The sequence below is a fragment of the Marinobacter sp. es.048 genome (genome assembly GCF_900188435.1).
Classification (GTDB): domain Bacteria; phylum Pseudomonadota; class Gammaproteobacteria; order Pseudomonadales; family Oleiphilaceae; genus Marinobacter.
The window spans coordinates 1,049,118-1,066,468 of the sequence record NZ_FYFA01000002.1 but is presented as its reverse complement, the minus strand read 5'-3'; the positions used below and the strand labels follow the sequence as shown (position 1 = coordinate 1,066,468).

Below are 17,351 nucleotides of genomic sequence, written 5' to 3'. Positions count from 1 at the left end.
GCTCCCGTTTGTTTTGACTGAGCGATAAAGTCGGTTATTTGCTGCCGGCGTATCCCAGTTCCTTGTCCACCAGGTTGAACAGTTCCTCACCCTTGTGCCAGCGGTCGAAATTCTCCAGGAACTGGTCGGTCAGTGCTCGTTTCCAGCCTATGAAGTCACCGGCCATGTGGGCGGTCATAGTGACGTTCTCCATGTCCCAGAGCGGGTGATCTTCTGCCAAAGGCTCTTCTTCGAAGACATCCAGTCCGGCGCCGGCAATATCGCCATTGTTGAGGGCCGTCACCAGGTCATCGGTTTTGACGATCGGGCCACGCCCAATGTTGATCAGGCGGGCGGACTTTTTCATGGCCTTGAAGGCTTTCTCGTCAAACAGACCTTCGGTCTGGGGCGTCAAGGGAGCGGCAATCACCACGAAGTCCGCGTGGCTGAGCTGCTCGTAGAGATCGTCATTGCCGTGTACCGCCACGAAATCCGGGTCATCCTTTCTCGGCTTTCGGGCAATGCCGTGTGCCTTTAATCCGGCAGCGCCGGCCAGGCGGCCAATTTGCCGGCCAATGGAGCCGGCGCCGACCACCAGAACCTGCTTGCCCTCAGCCCTCTCTGTATCCCGGTGTTTCCACTGGTGCTTCATTTGCAGCCGGATGGAGGTCGGGAAGTCCTTGGCGAACATCAGGATGGTGCAGAGCACATACTCGGCAATGGTGCGGTCGAAAATGCCTCGGGCATTGGTCACGGTGACATCACCTTTGATCAGATCGGGGAACATCAGCGCATCCACGCCAGCACTGGTAGCGTGAATCCATTTCAGCTTGTCTGCCGTGTGCCAGGCGGCCGCGAGGGCCTCTGTGCGAAAGTCCGTCACCATCATGATATCGGTGCCCGGCAGGGTGTCGCGAAGGGTTGGCTCGTCACAGGCAAAGCGCACATCGGCGCGGGCCCTTACTGCGTCCATTCCCGGCGGTTCCTGCTCTCCCGGCGCGGTGAGAACGGTAACAACAGGTTTGCTGTGCTGAGTCATTGAGCCTCCGCCTTTTTGATGAATGACTTCGTTGAACTGGTCTTTGCCCCGAGGGGAAATAACAGTCTGGTCGGCAGGCTCTGTCGGGTCAACTTGCGGGGCACCAGAATTTCCACTCACAGCGTTGATGGCGGTACTTTCACGTACATCATCTATATGAGTTTTTGTCTTGTAGAGGGCACCCATACTGACTAACCTGCAGGGGTGAATCTTATTTGCCCCGTCTGCAGGAGGTGTTTATGGCAGAAGCCGCCAACAAAGAAACTGGCCAGGCCAAACCGCGTAGAGTGAAGTACCGGAAAACGAAGGCCAGTTGGAACCCTGCCATGCAGGCTATCCCGGTGCCGGGCATCCGGCGCATGGTGAATATGGCGGCCACAATGAAGGATGTCATTCATCTTTCCATCGGTCAGCCGGATCTGCCGACTCCCAAGCACGTGATCGATGCCTATATCGATGCGCTCAATGCGGGACAGACCGGCTATACCATGGATGCCGGCCTGCCGGAGCTGCTGGTGGCTCTGCGCGATTACTACGGCAAGCGTTACAACCGTAAGCTGACGCGGGACAATATCCTGATTACCAGCGGCGCCACAGAGGCCATGTACCTGGCTATTTCCGCCACCTCTGCGCCCGGGCGGCAGTTTATCGTGACGGACCCGTCGTTTTTGCTTTATGCGCCCCTGATTCGTATGAACGGTGGTGAGGTAAAGTTTGTGCAGACCCGGGCAGAGAATAACCACCAGCTGGATCCGGATGAGGTCATCAAGGCCATGGGGCCCAGGACTTATGCGCTGATCCTGAACAATCCCAACAACCCGACCGGGGCGGTTTACCCGCGTAGCACCGTGGAAACCATTCTGGAGGAATGCGCCTATCGGGGAATTCAGGTGTATGCCGATGAAGTCTACGACCACCTGATCTTTGATGACGAAGACTTCGCCAGCGTGCTGAACTGCTCGATGGATCTGGACAACATCATGTGCATCAGCAGTTTTTCAAAAACCTACAGCATGGCGGGTCTGCGGGTTGGCTGGGTGATTGCCAGCCAGGCGGCCATCAAATCTCTGCGTCGCTTCCACATGTTCACCACCTCCGTGGCCAATACGCCGTCCCAGTTTGCCGGTGTGGCCGCGCTGACAGGTGACCAGCAGTGCGTTCGCGATATGGTTGATATCTATCGTGAACGGCGGGACAAGGTCGTCGAGCTGGTTGACCAGACCCCCTACATGACGGGCTACAAGCCTGGTGGTGCCTTTTTTGCGTTCCCCGACCTTCCGCCCCATGTCGATGGCTCGGATCTGGCCCTGCGGATGCTGAAGGAAACCGGTGTTTGTATGGTGCCTGGCGATGCCTTTGGTGAAGGGTGTACCAACGCTGTAAGGATCAGCTTCTCCACAACTTGCGAGAAACTGGAAGAGGCGTTTGATCGCGTCATCCCATGGATGGCCAAGCAACAGTTCTGAGGTGATGCCATGTCAGCCCTGGAATCGGTATTGATTCAGTGCCCGTACTGCTGGGAGACGCTGGATATCAGCGTCGACCCGTCGGTACCGGACCAGGAGTATGTCGAGGATTGCCAGGTCTGCTGCAGACCCATTTTGATACACGTGGTTTTTGACGACACTCTGACGCCTCATGTCGAGGCCCGGGCTGAAAATGAATAGAACGCCGCTGTATATCTCTCGGGCGCTTCTGGTCCTGATGCTGTTGCTCGCCAGCGGCTGTGCCAGTCTGTCGCCCTATTCGATTTCCGAAGGTGAGCTGGAAAGGCATCTTCAGGATGTGGTGAGCGAATTCGATCGCAACCAGTTGAGCAGCGGTTCGCCGCTGAGCCTGAGCCTGGACGACGCGGACATTACCCTGGGGCCAGATGGCCGGGACGTGGCAGTGATCGACGTAAGGGGGCAGGTTGCCCTGAATGCGTTGATGGCGAAGCTTCCGGTGGATATTGCCTTGAAGGTTGAGGGAGCCCCGGTTTACGACAGTTCCGAGAAAGCCATCTTCATCCGGCGATTACAGCTTCTGGAGAGCAGTATCGACTCCCCGTTCTTCAAGGGGGATTTGAAGCCCGTAACCGATACGGTAATGCGGCTCGTTGCCCAGATGCTGGAGACCATGCCGGTGTACCGGCTGGACGAAACCGATTTCGCCCAGCGTATGTTCGGTATGATGCCTGTGGATGTGCGAGTGGCCCCTGGCCGGCTTGAGTTTGTCATGGCCGACCAGTAATCCTGATTTACTGAGACAGCCTCTCGCAGATCGCAGAGCCAATTTCGTGGGTGCCTCGTCGACTCCCTGCGTTTTCGGCAAGATCTGCAGCCACTGCATCGAACAGTTCCTTGCCAGCCGCTGCAATGGCAGGATCTTTGCGTCCCAGCCATTCAAGCATGCGGGCAGTGGTAAAGATCATGGCGGTGGGATCGGCCAGGCCCTGGCCGGCAATATCCGGAGCGCTGCCGTGGGTAGGTTCGAACATGGAAGGCATATCCGGATCGGTCGGGTTCAGATTGCAGGAAGGCGCAACGCCCATGCCGCCTGACAGTACTGCGGCCAAGTCCGTCAGGATGTCGCCCTGCAGGTTACTGGCCACCACCACATCAAAGGCCCAGGGGCTTTGCACGAACTTCATGCAGGCCGCGTCCACTAACTCGTGGTGTGTGGCCACATCCGGGTATTCCTTGCTGATTTCGTCGAAAGCCTCGGTGTACATATCGCCCCAGTAGCGCAAGGCATTACGCTTGGTCACCAGGCACACCTGGCTCTCACAGGTTTTGCCATCCAGTGTTCTGAATGTCCGCGTGCAACCCTCTTTGACCCGGTCTGCCGCGCGGTTTCGGGCCTGTTCAAACCCGTAACGGATGATCCGGTCGGTTGCCTTGCGCGTGAACACTTCCATCTGGGTAGCTACTTCGTCTGGCGTGCCCTTGCGCAACCGGCCACCCTGGCTAACGTACTCACCCTCGGAATTTTCACGAATCACCAGCATGTCGATGTCTTTAGCGCGTTCATCCGCCAGGTATTGGCGGGCACCGGGCAGAAGCCGGGCCGGGCGCTCGCAGACCCATTGATCGAAACCTTTGCGCATGTCCAGCAGTGGCGCCAGGGAAATACTGTCTGGCAACAGGTAACGCTCCGGATCGTCCACAGGACCGGGATCGCCGAGAGCGCCCAACAGGATGGCATCGTACTTCTGCAACTGACCCAGGGCATCCGCAGGCATGGATTCCCCGTATTCCTCATGCCAGGCGTGGGATGGCCACGGGAAACGCGTCCACTCAAGGTCCAGGCCGTGTTTGGCGCGCAGGGTCTCCAGACAGCGCACAGCTTCGGCCACCACTTCAGGGCCTATGCCGTCGCCCGGGGTTACTGCGATACGGGTAGATTGGGCCATTCGGGAAACTCCTTTTGAGGACAGACACGTATAAACGACAAACCCCAGTTTAGTCATGTGAGCTGGGGATGCCACCGTTTGACACGCTTTAACCAGAAAGTGGTTTTACCAGCGTTTGGTTCAAGGCTATAGTGATCTGAAAATACCTCTTATTGACACAGAAAACCGCCAGAAATGAAGTCAGGAGTTGAAGTGAACCAACCCGCCGTACTGTTTGATGAATCCCATTGCGAGCAATGTGCATGTGGAGAGGGGTTGGATTTTTCCTTTACCTTCGCGTTCCAGCCCATTGTTGACGTTCTCAACAAATCTGTTTACGCCTACGAGGCGCTGGTGCGAGGCACCGAGGGTCAGGGGGCGATGAGTGTCCTCTCGAAGGTAACGGAGCAAAATCGCTACGCTTTCGATCAGGTTTGTCGGGTCAAGGCGGTCAAGCTTGCCGCCAGGCTAAAAATGGAGCCCCTACTCAGCATTAACTTTATGCCAAATGCCGTGTACAGGGCCGAGTACTGTATTCGCACGACCCTGGCGGCTGCCAAGACCTACAACTTCGATACCCGCAAAATCATTTTCGAGCTTACTGAGGACGAACAGCTGACCTCTACATCCGTCGACCACCTCGTGTCGATTATCGAGGCGTATCAGGAGATGGGGTTCAGCACCGCCATTGATGATTTCGGCGCCGGTTTCTCGCGGTATAACGTCATGATGGCCAGCCCGCCCGATCTGTTGAAGCTGGACATGGCATTGATCCGTGATATTGATCGGGAGCCGAACAAGCAGGCCGTTGTTGCCGGCATCATTACCATGATGACGCAGCTTGGTGGCCAGATCATCGCTGAGGGCGTCGAAACCAAGGAAGAATACTTCTGGTTGCGCTCCCAGGGGATCAATCTCTACCAGGGCTATCTGTTTGCCAAGCCGGGGTTCGAGTGCCTTCCGGAGCCCGAGTTTCCGGCCTGACGGGCCTCTAAACTGACAGGAACAACACCTTGCTATACCGAATGATCACCATTGTCGGCGGACTGGTTTTTGTCATCATCCTCTTCGCCTTGATCTGGTTTTTCTGCAAGAAATTTCTTGAGCACCATGGCGTCACCGACCAGGTTAAAGACCGCGCCATGGTTCTGGCGACATGGACCTTTGCCGGTATCAGCGTCGGGCTGGTTTTTGCGGTGGCCGGTGCGTTTGTCCTCGGCCCCTGGGCTTTTTACCGAACCCTCCGGGGCCATGATGTGGAGATATCCGATGGCGCCGCCGTCTGGTGGGGCCTCGGGATCGTAGTGGCCTCCCTGGGGATTACGGCTATCGGATTCTTCGGTTTCCTGATGGTGGTTGGCGCATACTGAGGCTCAACTGATTGCCTTTAACTGCTCCCGGAACCAGATCAGCGCCGGCTCCCGCTCGTAAGCCTTGTGCCAATACAGGTGCACGTCGATAGACGGCAGGTCCGCCGGCGGATCCATAATCCGGATGTTGGCCCGCTCGGCGATAATCCTGGCGTAAGCTTCCGGCATGGTCAGCAGCAGATCGGTATCTTCCACCACTCTGCAGGCGGCATAATAGTGCTGACACCTCAAGCGGATACTCCGTTGTACCCCCAGCCGCGATAGCTCAAAGTCCTCGATCCCGGGTCCTTCGGTACGCGAGGATACCAGTACGTGTTTTGCGGACAGGTACCCTTCCATATCCAGCGACTCTTTTGCCAGCGCGTGCCCCTCCCGGGCCAGAACCACCAGGCGGTCGCGCCTCAGGAGTTCGTGGGATGTCTGGTTACTCACGGGCAACAGTACATCCACGGCAAAATCCAGTTTGCCGGCCGCCAGTTGCGTCTCCATATCACGCCGCGCAATCCGCTGACTGACGATTTCCAGTTCCGGGTAGGCGTCCAGACGCGCCATCAGGCGGGGAAGGAAGGTGGATTCGAGTATGTCCCGCAACCCAAGCGAATAGGTTTTGCGCTGGGTGGCCGGATCAAAGGCGTGAAACTGGTTAACCGCACCCTGAATCTGGGTAAGGCCCGGTCGCATGGACTCGAGGAAGCGTCGGGCCAATGGGGTTGGCACCATCTGATTGCCCTGGCGGGTAAAGAGTGGGTCATCAAAATGGTCCCGGAGCCTGGACAGCGAGTGGCTCACCGCAGGCTGTGTCAGGTGCAGCGCCCTGGCCGCACGGGTCAGGCTTCCTTCCCGGTAGATGGTGTCAAACACGTGCAAAAGGTTCAGGTCCAGGCGGTTGAGGGCCATGAGCGGGGTCCATTCTTTAGAAATTTGGAATAAGTTTGGTTGATAATAAACGATAAGAATAATTCAGTCGCGTAATAGTTAAGTCATCCCTAGACTGGTCTCAACGTGATTATTCCGTGTACGCCAACGTGCAAAAGTCAGCGAGGATACGGCGATGGATTTCAATATTTCCGAGCAAGGCCAGGATTATCTCAACCGCGTGAAGCAGTTCATGAAGGATGAGATCTTTCCCATTGAAGAGCAGTACCACAAGGAACTTGCCTCCCGGGATGACCGCTGGGTTGTGCTGCCAATCATCCGGGAGCTCAAGGAAAAAGCTAAAGCCCAGGGCCTCTGGAACATGTTCTTCCCGGACGAAAAATACGGTTGTGGCCTGCTGAACTCCGATTACGCCCTGATTGCAGAGGAAACCGGACGCAGCTTCATCGCGCCGGAGATCTTCAACTGCAACGCGCCAGACACCGGCAATATGGAAGTCCTGATTCACTACGGCTCTGAGGAACAGAAAGCCGAGTGGCTGCCGCGGCTGCTTAGCGGCGAGATCCGCTCCGCCTTCTGTATGACCGAGCCGGCGGTTGCCTCTTCCGATGCCACCAATATGGAGGCGACTGCTGTTGTCGAAGGCGACGAAGTGGTTCTGAACGGTCGCAAGTGGTGGAGCACAGGCATCGGACACCCGGATTGCAAGGTTGCCATCTTCATGGGGCTTACTGATCCGGACGCCCATAAGCATCGCCGACATTCCATGGTGCTGGTACCGCTGGACACGCCGGGCGTCAAGATCGAGCGCATGCTGCCGGTATTCGGTGAATACGATGAGCCTTATGGCCATGGCGAAGTGCTGTTCGACAACGTCCGGTTGCCCAAGAGCGCATTCATCGCCGGCCCGGGCCGTGGGTTCGAGATTGCCCAGGGCCGTTTGGGGCCAGGTCGCGTACACCATTGTATGCGGGCCATCGGTGCGGCGGAGCGTACACTGGAAATTCTTATCAAGCGGGCCAATAGCCGGGAGGCCTTCGGGCGCCCGATTGCCAAGCTGGGCGGCAACCCGGATATTATTGCCAATGCCCGCATGGCTATTGAGCAGGCACGCCTGCTGACGCTGAAATGTGCCTGGGCACTCGATACCAAGGGCATCATGGGCGCACTTCAGGAAGTCTCTATGATCAAGGCGGTGATTCCGTCGATGCTGCAGACTATTGTGGATCAGGCCATCCAGATTCATGGCGGCGCAGGTGTCAGCGACGACGATTTCCCGCTGACGCAGCTGTTTGCCTATGCTCGTGTTCTGCGCCTTGCGGATGGTCCGGATGAAGTGCATCGGGCTATGGTGGCCCGTCTGGAGTTGCGTAAATATAAAAGTTGAGAATTTGAATCAGGAGGCTGGATTCGGCGGAAGGGTGTTTCTAAAACACGCTCCTTACGGCACATCCATGTGACGCTTGGGCTCCGCCATCCCTGGCTCCGCACAGTTTCAGAAACACCCTTCCGCCGACTCCGGGGTACCTCGGAGTTGGCTTCAGTTTTGAGCGAGACAACAGCGGGGAAGCATTGATGACTCGGAGAGTGTTCATAACCGGAGGCGCAAGCGGACTTGGCCGCGCCATAGCACTGCGTTATGCCAAAGAAGGCGCCAAAGTTTGCATCGGCGACATTAACCCGGAGCAGGGTGTTGGCGTCGAGAAAGAGATTAATGCGGCCGGAGCCGAAGGCTATTTCGTCGAATGCGATGTGCGACGCCTGACCGATTTCGAAAAGGTCCGCGATGATCTCGTGAAGAAATGGGGTGGCGTTGATGTGGTGGTGAACAACGCTGGAGTTGCCTCTGCCGGTTCGATTGAAGATACCACCATGGCGGATTGGGAGTGGATTCTCGATATCAACGTGCTGGGTGTGGTTCGCGGCTGTAAGGCGTTCACGCCTCAATTCAAACAGCAGGGCTCCGGGGCATTCGTGAATGTGGCTTCCATGGCCGGGCTGATGCTGGCGCCATTGATGGATAGCTACAATGTGACCAAGGCCGGGGTGATTGCCCTGTCTGAAACCCTGAGCCAGGAGCTTCGGGATGCCGGTATTCATGTGAGCTGTGTATGCCCGGCATTTTTCCAGACCAATCTGACCAGCAGCATGCGTTCTGATATTCCCGGCATTCAGCAGAACGTGAACAAGCTGATGAAGCGCTCCACGGTAACCGCCGAGGATGTGGCCGAGGATATTTTCCGGTCGGTGGAAAACAAGAGCTTCTGGGTATTGCCTCACGCCAAGGAGCGCCGTATGTGGATGCTGAAGCGCCATGCACCCAAGGCGTTCGACTGGCTGATGCACCAGGAAAGCAAGCGCTGGATGAGCAAGATGGGTGGCAGCAAGGCCTGAGGGCGCTGTCTCGAACTGTCTTAAACTGAAGATTCAATAGGAGAGCCCTGAATGACCCAGATCGACCAGGCCGTGGACATCCGGGAAGGCGAGGAGCTGGACACCGGCGCGGTAGACCGGTTCATGAAACAGGCGATCCCGGACCTGCAAGGCGAGCCAGAGATTCGTCAATACCCGGGCGGCGCGTCAAACCTGACCTACCAGGTGGATTACGGTGACCGGTCCTTCGTCTTGCGCCGGCCGCCATTCGGCAAGATCGCCAAGTCCGCTCACGACATGCTGCGTGAGGCCAGGGTCATGCGGGCGCTCAAGCCGGTCTATCCCTACGTGCCCAACATTATCGCCATCTGCGATGATCATAACGTGCTGGGTTGCGACTTCTACGTTATGGAGCGGTTGAAGGGCATCATCCTGCGCCAGGACTTTCCTAAGGATTTTGAACTCAGTGAAACCGATACCCGCAAGCTTTGCCTGAACGTGATCGACAAGCTGGTGGATCTACACCGCGTGGATGCCAAAGCAGCCGGCCTGGATAAGCTGGGCAAGGGCGAGGGCTACGTTCAGCGCCAAATTGGCGGCTGGAGTGCCCGCTTCCGCAAGGCCCGCACCGATGACGTGGGCGACTTCGAGCAGGTCATGAGCTGGCTCAATGACAAGATGCCCGAGGACATTGCCCAGGTGGTAATCCACAACGATTTTCGCTTCGACAATGTGGTGCTGAACCCGGATAACCCGTTCGAAGTGATCGGCGTGCTGGACTGGGAAATGGCCACCATCGGCGATCCGCTGATGGATCTGGGCAACAGTCTGGCTTACTGGATTGAAGCCGATGATGAAGGCCCTTTCCAGATGCTGCGCCGGCAGCCGACCCATCGTCCGGGCATGCTCACCCGCCAGGAGGTGGTGGAGTATTACATGGAGCAGTCCGGTTTCAAGGTCGACAATTTCGATTTTTATGAGATCTATGGCCTGTTCCGGCTGGCGGTCATCATCCAGCAGATCTATTACCGGTTCTATCACGGCCAGACCAAAGACAAGCGTTTCGCCGCCTTTGGCCATGCCGCCAATTATCTCGAGAAGCGCTGCCAGCGCCTGATTGCGGAGAGCTCCCTGTAATGGCAACGATTTATCTGGTGCGCCACGGCCAGGCCAGTTTCGGGAAGGAGAACTACGATCAACTGTCTTCAACCGGTTGGGAGCAGGGCAGGGTGCTTGGTCGCTGGCTGGCAGGCAAAGTTGAACCGGCGGCGATATTCGGGGGCGATCTGGAGCGCCACCGGGAAACCGTCGAGGCCATCGCCACCGGGTACGGGACAAAATTGCCCGATATGCAGGTGGTTCCCGGCTTCAACGAGTTTGATCATACGACAGTGGTAGCGCGGTACCGCCCCGAGTGGAGTGACCGTGCCGTGATGGCGCGGGATCTCAAGGCATTCCCGAAGCCGGCTAAAGCGTTCCAGGAGGCCTTCGTGCACGCGGTGCACCGCTGGGCCTCGGGCGAATACGACCATGAGTACGAGGAAAGCTGGCCGGACTTCAAGGCCCGCGTTCTGGCGGCCTTCGAGGAGATGATTGAGTACGCCGATGGCGGCGACGTGCTGGTTGCGACCTCTGGTGGACCGATTTCCGTGATTGCCCAGTATCTGCTCGGGCTGGACGACGCCAGGGCACTTGGACTGAATGAGGTGATCGCCAACACCAGTTTATCGCGAGTCCTGTATTCCGGCCCCCGGCGCAGCCTGGCCGTTTTTAACAACTATAGCCACCTGGAAGCGGATGACCCCGCCCTGGTGACATTCCGATAGTGAATTGAGGTGAACGAATGAGCAGCAAGAACCTGTTTGATCTGACTGGCAAGGTTGCCCTGATTACCGGTGCCAGCCGAGGCATCGGCGAGAGCATTGCCCGGACCCTGGCCGAGTATGGCGCCCACGTGATTGTCAGCAGCCGCAAGATTGACGGTTGCGAAGCCGTTGCCAGCAGTATCCGGGATGCCGGCGGTAGCGCCGAAGCTTACGCCTGCCACATAGGTGATATGGACCAGATTGAGAGCATCTGGGCGCATATTGACCAGACACACGGCAAGCTGGATATTCTGGTGAACAATGCTGCTGCCAACCCTTATTTCGGGCCGGTGGAAGACACCGACCTGGGCGCGTTCAACAAGACCGTGGATGTGAATATCCGGGGCTATTTCTTCATGTGCGCCCGCGGCGCCCAGATGATGAAGAAAGCCGGTGGTGGCTCCATTGTGAACGTGGCTTCCGTGAACGGTGTCAATCCGGGCCATTACCAGGGCATTTACTCAGTCACCAAGGCCGCCGTGATTTCCATGACCAAATCCTTTGCGATGGAGCTGGGTCAGCAGAAAATCCGTGTGAACGCACTGTTGCCGGGGCTGACCGATACCAAGTTTGCCAGCGCTCTGACCACTAACGAGGCCATCAAGAAGCAGGCTATGGCCCATATCCCCATGAAGCGTGTGGCGGATCCCGGTGAAATGGCCGGTACAGTTCTCTATCTGGTTTCTGATGCTTCCAGCTATACCACGGGCGCCTGCATCAATGCCGACGGTGGTTACCTGACAGTCTGAGTATTCATTGGGGTCGGATGAACGCTTTCATCCGACCCCGCCTTCAATATGTCCGAGCCTATCAGGCCGGCGAACAGGTCAGAGTCTCAAAGTCATTGTTCAGCTCCACCGCCCGATCTTGAAGCTGGGCCAGTGTTTCCCTGTCCCCTGCCACAATCAAGTCGTGCATCAGGGAGGACATGGCAGCGCGACTTTCTGCCATCATGACTTTATAGGCCTCACCCCGCACCTCGTCGGAATTCAGTATCAGGTATTCCAGCTCCGCCTCGAACGTCGGCGCGTTTCTGTTTTCCAATAGCTCCAGCAAGGCCAGCTGCCAGTTCCTTCGACCCTGCAGCCAGATTTCAGTCTGGGCGCCACGATTGGCAGACCATTGCTGTACGATGTCACGCTGCTCACTGTTCAGCTCACCCAGCCAACGCTCAACCCGCTCTGCTGTCCGCTCGGCACGGTCTTCGGCTGTTGCTTCCGGGGAATCTGCCAGGAACTCATCTTCCATTTCCTGCTGGCTCTGGACCATATTGTCCGCTAACTCCTGAACCTGCTTGTCGCTCAGGCTTGAGAGAAGGTTCACCGCGACTGGCGTTGCCCGTTCCAGAAGGCTCGGGAAGAAACTGAAAAGCTGCTGTTGATGATAGTCGATGGTGGCCTGATCGGGCGGGTTGCTGGAAACATCAGATTCGAGCTCGTCCAGCCAGGCCTGGTAGCGCGGCAGTTCGGCGCTGCAATGCCATTGCCGCAGTTGCTCAATATCTCTGTTGAGTTGCTGCTTCTGGTCGGTGGTGAGCGAAACATAGTCCTCCACCCACCACACGATGCCCCAGTCCGCATATCGATAAGCCAGCTTGGTTGAACTGCAGCCAACCATACCAAACGCCAGTACCAGAATGAGAACAAGGGGTTTGAAAAAGCTGGGTGTCCTCTTTTGAGCAGTATCCATGGCTCGCCTGTCTTGGTAAAAAGCCGTATCGAAAAAAGGTTGCAAGCTCACTACCATTATCCGTTTGTGTAATACCAGTGTACGACATATCACGCCTTTCAGATGCTGCTCCCAGGAACGCTGGAGCATTGTTCAGGAGAAGTCATGAGCAAAATGAGACTTTCACGTCTACGCCAGTTAATTTTTGGATTTTACATGTCCGGAATCATGTCCCTGCTGATGTCCGGAGTGATCACCTTGATCAACACTGGCCTCGACAGTGAATTCCATTACCGGTGGGGACCGGCTTTCCTGGTTGCCTGGGCCGTCGCTTTCCCTCTGGTGACCTTCATCGCGCCGCTTGCCGGGAAGATGACCGAGTTCACCATGCGCAAGTTTGACTAATTGCGTGCATCCGTAAGCTTAAATGTAAAAAGATGCAAATCCGTTCTTTCTGACTCCCCGTAAATGCATTGACGCATGATTCAGGGACTGAATTTGTGCAGGTTCGAACCACTCAAATCCTGGTAAACAATCTCTACAAGTGGGGAACAGAAACAATGAATACAAAATATGCTTTACCGATGGTTTTGGCGGGCAGTGTAATGCTCTCCGGGTGTTGGCTTGATGACGATGATGATCCTATAACGACGAGTGTTCGAGTCCTGCATGCATCTTCCGATGCGCCTCCGGTGAATGTACGGGTGAACGGCGATGTTGTCGTGCCTGGTGCCGATTACAAGCAGGCAGCAGTTCTGAAGCCGAGCGCCGGTCTTGCCGACATTGCTGTCGATGGATTGCTGCCGGGCGGTCAGACAGCGACAGTCATTTCCGCTGATGGGGTATCCCTTCGTTCCGATACCAGCTACGACGTGATTGCAGTTGGAAAACTTGCGAATATCGAGCCTCTTATTCTGAATGATACTGGCGAACGGGAGAGCGCGGATTCTGTCCGTTTGCGGGTTGCGCATCTCTCCCCTGTTGCCCAACAAGCAGTCGATGGACCGGTAGAAGTGTATTTGACCGCAGCTGGTGATCCTCTCCCGGACGAGGCGTCATTCAGCTTCTCATTTAAGGAAAGTGTTGGACCGATCGAGGTACCCGCTGGCGAATATCAGATTCGGGTTGCCATTCCTGGTGAGACACCAACCGTAGTCTACGATAGTGGGTCGGTTCCGCTTGCTGCCGGTTCGGATCTCTTGGTCGGTGCGGTTGATAACACTACCCCTGAAACAACCCCAGATGGTGAGGGGCCAGTGAACAATAGTCCTGTCAGCCTTATCGCTGTGACCAGTGATGGTCAGGTGGTTGAGCTTTTTGATAGTAATCAGCAGGCAGGAGTACGAGTTGTTCATAACTCTTCGGATGCACCTCCAGTCGCCATTCTGGTTGATGACACCGTTGCGATTCCCAGCCTGGCATTCCCGAATGTTGCTCCGGGGGCCGATACCAACAACTACGCAGTTATTGCTGATGGATCCCGTAACCTTAAGGTATCCCCGGCAAGCAGTGAGAATCCGTTGAATTCCGCTGTAATTGATGCCGACGTTGTATTTGGTCAGGCCTCAGCAAAAACCGTCATTGCGGTGAACCTGCTTGACGCCATTGAGCCTCTGGTGCTGGAGGACAGTGTCCGCAGCATCGCCACCCAGGCTTCTCTGCGTGTCGTACACGGTGCTGTCGAGGCGGGAACCGTGGACGTTTTTCTGGTACCGACGGCTGAAGGTGGTGCGGGAGCGACAGTGTTGAACGCTGAGGTAAATGCGCCGACCCTGAACGATTTTGAATTCAAGACCAACACGGGATACCTTCCGGTAGCCGCAGGAGATTATGTGGTATTCATTACGGACCAAGATGGAAATGAGCTTTTGAAAACCGGCAGCGTCTCCCTATCTTCGGGAGGTGTTTATACCGCAATAGCGAGGCTTGCGCCTGAGGATGAGGATAATACCGCTGGTCTAACGGTGCTTGACGATTTCGTGATGCCACCGACCTGATTGGTTAATCAAGGACTATTAAAGCCCCCGCCACGGCCGGGGCTTTTTATTGAATGGTGGTTTCAGAAATGCCGGAAGCCGCGTGGGAAATGGCAGTCCCGGTCGGCGGCCGGAAATGCAGCGAATACAGAATCCGGTCCAGTACGGCCTGGCCATTCCAGGCCGGATCGTTATTGACCATCCCCACCACGGCCCAGGTGGTGTTATTCGAATCGCGGGTGAAGCCGGCGATCGACCTCACGTTTTCCAGGTAACCGGTCTTGATGCGACCCTCGCCATCCATGCCGGTATTGCGTAGGCGGCGTGCCATGGTTCCGTCCATCGCGATAATGGGCATTGAAGCCATCAGGTCTGCCGAGTAGGCGCTGTTCCAGGCATGCTCCAGAATCTGAGCGCCCTGGCGGGCGGTAATACGACCGTGTCGGGTGAGACCGGCGCCGTTATCGATCACCATGCCCGCAGTGTTAATGCCTTTGTCTTCGAGCCAGTCATAGATCACCCGAATGCCGGCAACCCGGTCATCGTTTTCATCTTCCAGGCGGTTCTCGGCACCAATGGTGAGCAGCAGTTGGCGCGCCATCACGTTGCTGCTCCACTTGTTGATATCCCTCACCATGGTAACCAGATCCGGCGAGGTGGTTTTCATTACCAGCCGTGCGTCTTCCGGTGTAACACCATTGAGGTCTCCGCCCGAAACCACGACGCCAAGGTCAGCCAGCAGGGAACGAATAAGCGAGGCGCTGTACTGCTCATGGGGCAGCAGCGACAGGTAGCTGGTGGTTCGGCAGCCCTGGGGAAGTTCACCGGTTACCCGAACGGTCACACGTTGGTCTTCATGAACAATGGGTTCCCATTCGAAGTTTCTTCGCGACGGGCAAGGGCCTTCGGCGGTTGCAACCACACGGTTGTCGATAACAACTTCACCCAGGGAGGGCGTGCTCCAGGCCTGGGTACCACGCTCATCGGCACGAACCTGGAAGTGCATCAGGTTCAGGTTGGTCAGATAGGCGGACGGTTCCACCAGAAAGGGAGCGTGGGGATTGTTGCCGTTGTCTTCAAACGCCGGGAAACCACCATCGACTTCAAAGTAAGTGCCATCAAGAATCAGGTCGCCCTCGATTCGTGTAATCCCCATACTGCGCAATTCGCCCAGGGTGGTCCAGAGCCGTTCGATGGTGAGTTTGGGGTCGCCGCCAAAGCGGACATAGAGATTGCCTTTGAGGGTGTCGCCGGCCATAACACCGTCGGTCAGGAAGTCGGTATCCCAGTGATGATTGGGGCCAAGAACCTCCAGTGCCGCAAAGGTTGTCACCAGTTTCATGATGGAGCCGGGGCTCATCAGCGCATCGGCATTGATGTACTGATTGATGCCGGGACCATTCAGTGGAATGGCTGCCATGCTCATGGCATCTTGGTTATTCAGTGACTGGACGGCGTAATCCTTCAACTGATTGGACCAGAGGCGATTGCCGGAAAATCCCGCGCCTTCGCCATCTGCGGCGGCAACGGATGGGCCGACCGTGACAGATAGGGCCACAAGCGATGCCAGTAGCGACCGCCTGAATCGAGGATACATTTTTTCGGCTCTTACAGAGCCTGAGCGTCGCATACCCGGGATTAACATGGTCACCGTCCAGTGAGTTCTTATATTTCTACAATAGCCCATCCCGGCGGTTTGTACTATGCAGAAAAGCTCTACATGACGTTAAAAAATGGCAGTAGTGTCGTTGTTTGTATTGAACTTTTGTGACGCCATGTAAGCGCCCTTGTGAATCATGGGGTTAGGTGGACAAACTTTAACGATCCTGGGGGCTGATCCCGGGAGCCAATGGAAAATCGTCAGATTGCGTGATAATAGCGTGGTCTCCAACAGAAGGTTTGTTTATGTCGAATATGCTGTCTCACAACGTCCACGTGCTGGGCTCGGTCGCCACATCTTCGCTCACTGCCTGGCGCGGTTGCCTGGTGGTAAAAAATGTTCCCCAGCCGGAAAAGCCGATTGTTCTCTACGACATGGAGGGCTGTCCATACTGCCGTCGCGTTCGTGAAGCCCTGACTGCCCTTAACCTGGATGTGGAAATCCGGCCCTGTCCGAAAGGCGGGTCGGTTTTCCGGGCCCAGGCGGAGGCGCTGGGAGGCCGGCAACAGTTCCCCTTGCTGGCGGACCAGAACACGGGCACGGTCATGTACGAATCCGAGGAGATCATCGAGTATCTGTTCCGGCAATATGCCGGCCGGTCGGTGCCGTCCTACTATCGTGGTCGGGTCTGGCAGCCGGTCCTGGGCTCTGTAGCCTCGGTAACCAGCGCCATGCGGGGGCTGAGGGTCAGCCAGGGCAAGCTGCCGGAGCAGCCGTTGCACCTCTGGAGTTTCGAGGGCAGCCCGTTTTCACGTCTGGTGCGTGAGCGGCTGTGTGAACTGGAAATTCCGTATACCTTGCACAACCTGGGCAAGGAGCACTGGACAGAGATCGGACCGGCGAAGCAACGCATCAAGCCGGGTCCCTATACGCCGATTCCTGGTGGCAAGCGGGATGCGTTTTTCCAGGTGCACAAGCGGGTTCAGGTGCCCTACCTTGAAGACCCCAATACCGGGGAAGGGCTGTTCGAGTCTGCCCGGATTCTGAAATATCTCGACACTCACTACGGGAACTGAGCTGCGACGAAGACTGTCAGCTTTGGAGTGGCTGCATGGGCGGGTCATCCCTTTGCCAGACACGCCGTAAATACTTCCATGTAGGCTCGGTCGGGCCATCCCTGGCCCTCCACGGTCTGTCAAAGGGATGACCCGCCCACGCTCAGGCACCTTGTG

Annotated in this window: 18 protein-coding genes; 13 read left to right on the top strand and 5 right to left on the bottom strand. The window is 56.7% G+C overall.

Annotation, left to right across the window (positions count from 1 at the left end; translation table 11 throughout):
- Window positions 1-34: 34 nt before the first annotated feature.
- Window positions 35-1,018: a D-2-hydroxyacid dehydrogenase gene (locus tag CFT65_RS15945; RefSeq protein ID WP_172408504.1), complete on the bottom strand. Its 984-nt coding sequence runs from the start codon at window positions 1,016-1,018 to the stop codon at window positions 35-37.
- 239 nt (window positions 1,019-1,257) lie between these two features.
- On the opposite strand from CFT65_RS15945, the gene CFT65_RS15940 reads away from it, so the two are divergent.
- Genes CFT65_RS15940 through CFT65_RS15930 form a run of 3 tightly spaced genes read left to right on the top strand, consistent with a single transcriptional unit; the run spans window position 1,258 to window position 3,250 of the window.
- Window positions 1,258-2,484 carry a pyridoxal phosphate-dependent aminotransferase gene (locus CFT65_RS15940; protein ID WP_088829043.1) on the top strand — a complete coding sequence of 409 codons (1,227 nt, stop codon included), beginning with the start codon at window positions 1,258-1,260 and terminating at the stop codon, window positions 2,482-2,484.
- Between the two features lie 9 nt (window positions 2,485-2,493).
- A complete protein-coding gene (locus tag CFT65_RS15935; protein WP_088829042.1) occupies window positions 2,494-2,685 on the top strand; it encodes a CPXCG motif-containing cysteine-rich protein in 192 nt (63 codons plus the stop codon).
- Window positions 2,678-3,250, top strand: a complete 573-nt coding sequence (locus CFT65_RS15930; protein ID WP_088829041.1) for a DUF1439 domain-containing protein — start codon at window positions 2,678-2,680, stop codon at window positions 3,248-3,250. Before CFT65_RS15935 ends, CFT65_RS15930 begins: the two co-directional genes overlap by 8 nt.
- Before the next feature lie 7 nt (window positions 3,251-3,257).
- Here CFT65_RS15930 and CFT65_RS15925 read toward each other — a convergent pair whose 3' ends face one another.
- Window positions 3,258-4,412 carry an isocitrate/isopropylmalate dehydrogenase family protein gene (locus CFT65_RS15925; RefSeq protein WP_088829040.1) on the bottom strand — a complete coding sequence of 385 codons (1,155 nt, stop codon included), beginning with the start codon at window positions 4,410-4,412 and terminating at the stop codon, window positions 3,258-3,260.
- Window positions 4,413-4,604: 192 nt separating this feature from the next.
- Between CFT65_RS15925 and CFT65_RS15920 the strand changes: the two genes are divergently transcribed.
- Window positions 4,605-5,375, top strand: a complete 771-nt coding sequence (locus tag CFT65_RS15920; protein WP_172408503.1) for an EAL domain-containing protein — start codon at window positions 4,605-4,607, stop codon at window positions 5,373-5,375.
- A gap of 29 nt (window positions 5,376-5,404) precedes the next feature.
- The gene (locus tag CFT65_RS15915; protein WP_228705871.1) at window positions 5,405-5,761 is read left to right on the top strand and encodes a hypothetical protein; all 357 of its coding nucleotides are present in this window, start codon (window positions 5,405-5,407) and stop codon (window positions 5,759-5,761) included.
- 3 nt (window positions 5,762-5,764) lie between these two features.
- Here CFT65_RS15915 and CFT65_RS15910 read toward each other — a convergent pair whose 3' ends face one another.
- On the bottom strand, window positions 5,765-6,658 hold the full coding sequence (locus CFT65_RS15910; protein WP_088829038.1) for a LysR family transcriptional regulator: 894 nt from the start codon (window positions 6,656-6,658) through the stop codon (window positions 5,765-5,767).
- A gap of 154 nt (window positions 6,659-6,812) precedes the next feature.
- Between CFT65_RS15910 and CFT65_RS15905 the strand changes: the two genes are divergently transcribed.
- The 5 genes from CFT65_RS15905 (at window position 6,813) to CFT65_RS15885 (ending at window position 11,624) form a co-directional block, all read left to right on the top strand.
- Window positions 6,813-8,024 (top strand): acyl-CoA dehydrogenase family protein, encoded by a 1,212-nt coding sequence (locus CFT65_RS15905; RefSeq protein WP_088829037.1) that lies wholly within the window; start codon window positions 6,813-6,815, stop codon window positions 8,022-8,024.
- A 188-nt stretch (window positions 8,025-8,212) separates the two neighbouring features.
- On the top strand, window positions 8,213-9,031 hold the full coding sequence (locus CFT65_RS15900; protein ID WP_088829036.1) for an SDR family oxidoreductase: 819 nt from the start codon (window positions 8,213-8,215) through the stop codon (window positions 9,029-9,031).
- 51 nt (window positions 9,032-9,082) lie between these two features.
- A complete protein-coding gene (locus CFT65_RS15895; RefSeq protein ID WP_088829035.1) occupies window positions 9,083-10,147 on the top strand; it encodes a phosphotransferase family protein in 1,065 nt (354 codons plus the stop codon).
- Window positions 10,147-10,836: a histidine phosphatase family protein gene (locus tag CFT65_RS15890; protein WP_088829034.1), complete on the top strand. Its 690-nt coding sequence runs from the start codon at window positions 10,147-10,149 to the stop codon at window positions 10,834-10,836. The genes CFT65_RS15895 and CFT65_RS15890 overlap by 1 nt, the downstream gene beginning before the upstream one ends.
- A 17-nt stretch (window positions 10,837-10,853) precedes the next feature.
- Window positions 10,854-11,624 carry an SDR family oxidoreductase gene (locus tag CFT65_RS15885; protein WP_014576314.1) on the top strand — a complete coding sequence of 257 codons (771 nt, stop codon included), beginning with the start codon at window positions 10,854-10,856 and terminating at the stop codon, window positions 11,622-11,624.
- Between the two features lie 61 nt (window positions 11,625-11,685).
- Here CFT65_RS15885 and CFT65_RS15880 read toward each other — a convergent pair whose 3' ends face one another.
- Window positions 11,686-12,564, bottom strand: coding sequence for a DUF6279 family lipoprotein (locus tag CFT65_RS15880; protein ID WP_088829033.1), 879 nt, complete (start codon window positions 12,562-12,564; stop codon window positions 11,686-11,688).
- A 144-nt stretch (window positions 12,565-12,708) separates the two neighbouring features.
- On the opposite strand from CFT65_RS15880, the gene CFT65_RS15875 reads away from it, so the two are divergent.
- Together CFT65_RS15875 and CFT65_RS15870 are read left to right on the top strand one after the other, a co-directional pair.
- On the top strand, window positions 12,709-12,948 hold the full coding sequence (locus tag CFT65_RS15875) for a DUF2798 domain-containing protein (RefSeq protein WP_088829032.1): 240 nt from the start codon (window positions 12,709-12,711) through the stop codon (window positions 12,946-12,948).
- Between the two features lie 95 nt (window positions 12,949-13,043).
- Window positions 13,044-14,540, top strand: coding sequence for a DUF4397 domain-containing protein (locus CFT65_RS15870; protein WP_088829031.1), 1,497 nt, complete (start codon window positions 13,044-13,046; stop codon window positions 14,538-14,540).
- A 46-nt stretch (window positions 14,541-14,586) separates the two neighbouring features.
- On the opposite strand, the gene dacB is transcribed toward CFT65_RS15870, so the two are convergent.
- Window positions 14,587-16,116: a D-alanyl-D-alanine carboxypeptidase/D-alanyl-D-alanine-endopeptidase gene (dacB, locus tag CFT65_RS15865; protein WP_088829030.1), complete on the bottom strand. Its 1,530-nt coding sequence runs from the start codon at window positions 16,114-16,116 to the stop codon at window positions 14,587-14,589.
- 308 nt (window positions 16,117-16,424) lie between these two features.
- Here dacB and CFT65_RS15860 point away from each other — a divergent pair, with 308 nt between their 5' ends.
- A complete protein-coding gene (locus CFT65_RS15860) occupies window positions 16,425-17,195 on the top strand; it encodes a glutathione S-transferase N-terminal domain-containing protein (RefSeq protein WP_088829029.1) in 771 nt (256 codons plus the stop codon).
- Window positions 17,196-17,351: the final 156 nt, after the last annotated feature.

What these genes read in the sequence shown, in the direction of transcription:
- CFT65_RS15945 (WP_172408504.1), bottom strand. Translation starts at nt 1,018, where the DNA reads ATGACTCAGCACAGCAAACCTGTTGTTACCGTTCTCACCGCGCCGGGA.
- CFT65_RS15940 (WP_088829043.1), top strand. Translation starts at nt 1,258, where the DNA reads ATGGCAGAAGCCGCCAACAAAGAAACTGGCCAGGCCAAACCGCGTAGA.
- CFT65_RS15935 (WP_088829042.1), top strand. Translation starts at nt 2,494, where the DNA reads ATGTCAGCCCTGGAATCGGTATTGATTCAGTGCCCGTACTGCTGGGAG.
- CFT65_RS15930 (WP_088829041.1), top strand. Translation starts at nt 2,678, where the DNA reads ATGAATAGAACGCCGCTGTATATCTCTCGGGCGCTTCTGGTCCTGATG.
- CFT65_RS15925 (WP_088829040.1), bottom strand. Translation starts at nt 4,412, where the DNA reads ATGGCCCAATCTACCCGTATCGCAGTAACCCCGGGCGACGGCATAGGC.
- CFT65_RS15910 (WP_088829038.1), bottom strand. Translation starts at nt 6,658, where the DNA reads ATGGCCCTCAACCGCCTGGACCTGAACCTTTTGCACGTGTTTGACACC.
- CFT65_RS15905 (WP_088829037.1), top strand. Translation starts at nt 6,813, where the DNA reads ATGGATTTCAATATTTCCGAGCAAGGCCAGGATTATCTCAACCGCGTG.
- CFT65_RS15900 (WP_088829036.1), top strand. Translation starts at nt 8,213, where the DNA reads ATGACTCGGAGAGTGTTCATAACCGGAGGCGCAAGCGGACTTGGCCGC.
- CFT65_RS15895 (WP_088829035.1), top strand. Translation starts at nt 9,083, where the DNA reads ATGACCCAGATCGACCAGGCCGTGGACATCCGGGAAGGCGAGGAGCTG.
- CFT65_RS15890 (WP_088829034.1), top strand. Translation starts at nt 10,147, where the DNA reads ATGGCAACGATTTATCTGGTGCGCCACGGCCAGGCCAGTTTCGGGAAG.
- CFT65_RS15885 (WP_014576314.1), top strand. Translation starts at nt 10,854, where the DNA reads ATGAGCAGCAAGAACCTGTTTGATCTGACTGGCAAGGTTGCCCTGATT.
- CFT65_RS15880 (WP_088829033.1), bottom strand. Translation starts at nt 12,564, where the DNA reads ATGGATACTGCTCAAAAGAGGACACCCAGCTTTTTCAAACCCCTTGTT.
- CFT65_RS15875 (WP_088829032.1), top strand. Translation starts at nt 12,709, where the DNA reads ATGAGCAAAATGAGACTTTCACGTCTACGCCAGTTAATTTTTGGATTT.
- dacB (WP_088829030.1), bottom strand. Translation starts at nt 16,116, where the DNA reads ATGTATCCTCGATTCAGGCGGTCGCTACTGGCATCGCTTGTGGCCCTA.
- CFT65_RS15860 (WP_088829029.1), top strand. Translation starts at nt 16,425, where the DNA reads ATGTCGAATATGCTGTCTCACAACGTCCACGTGCTGGGCTCGGTCGCC.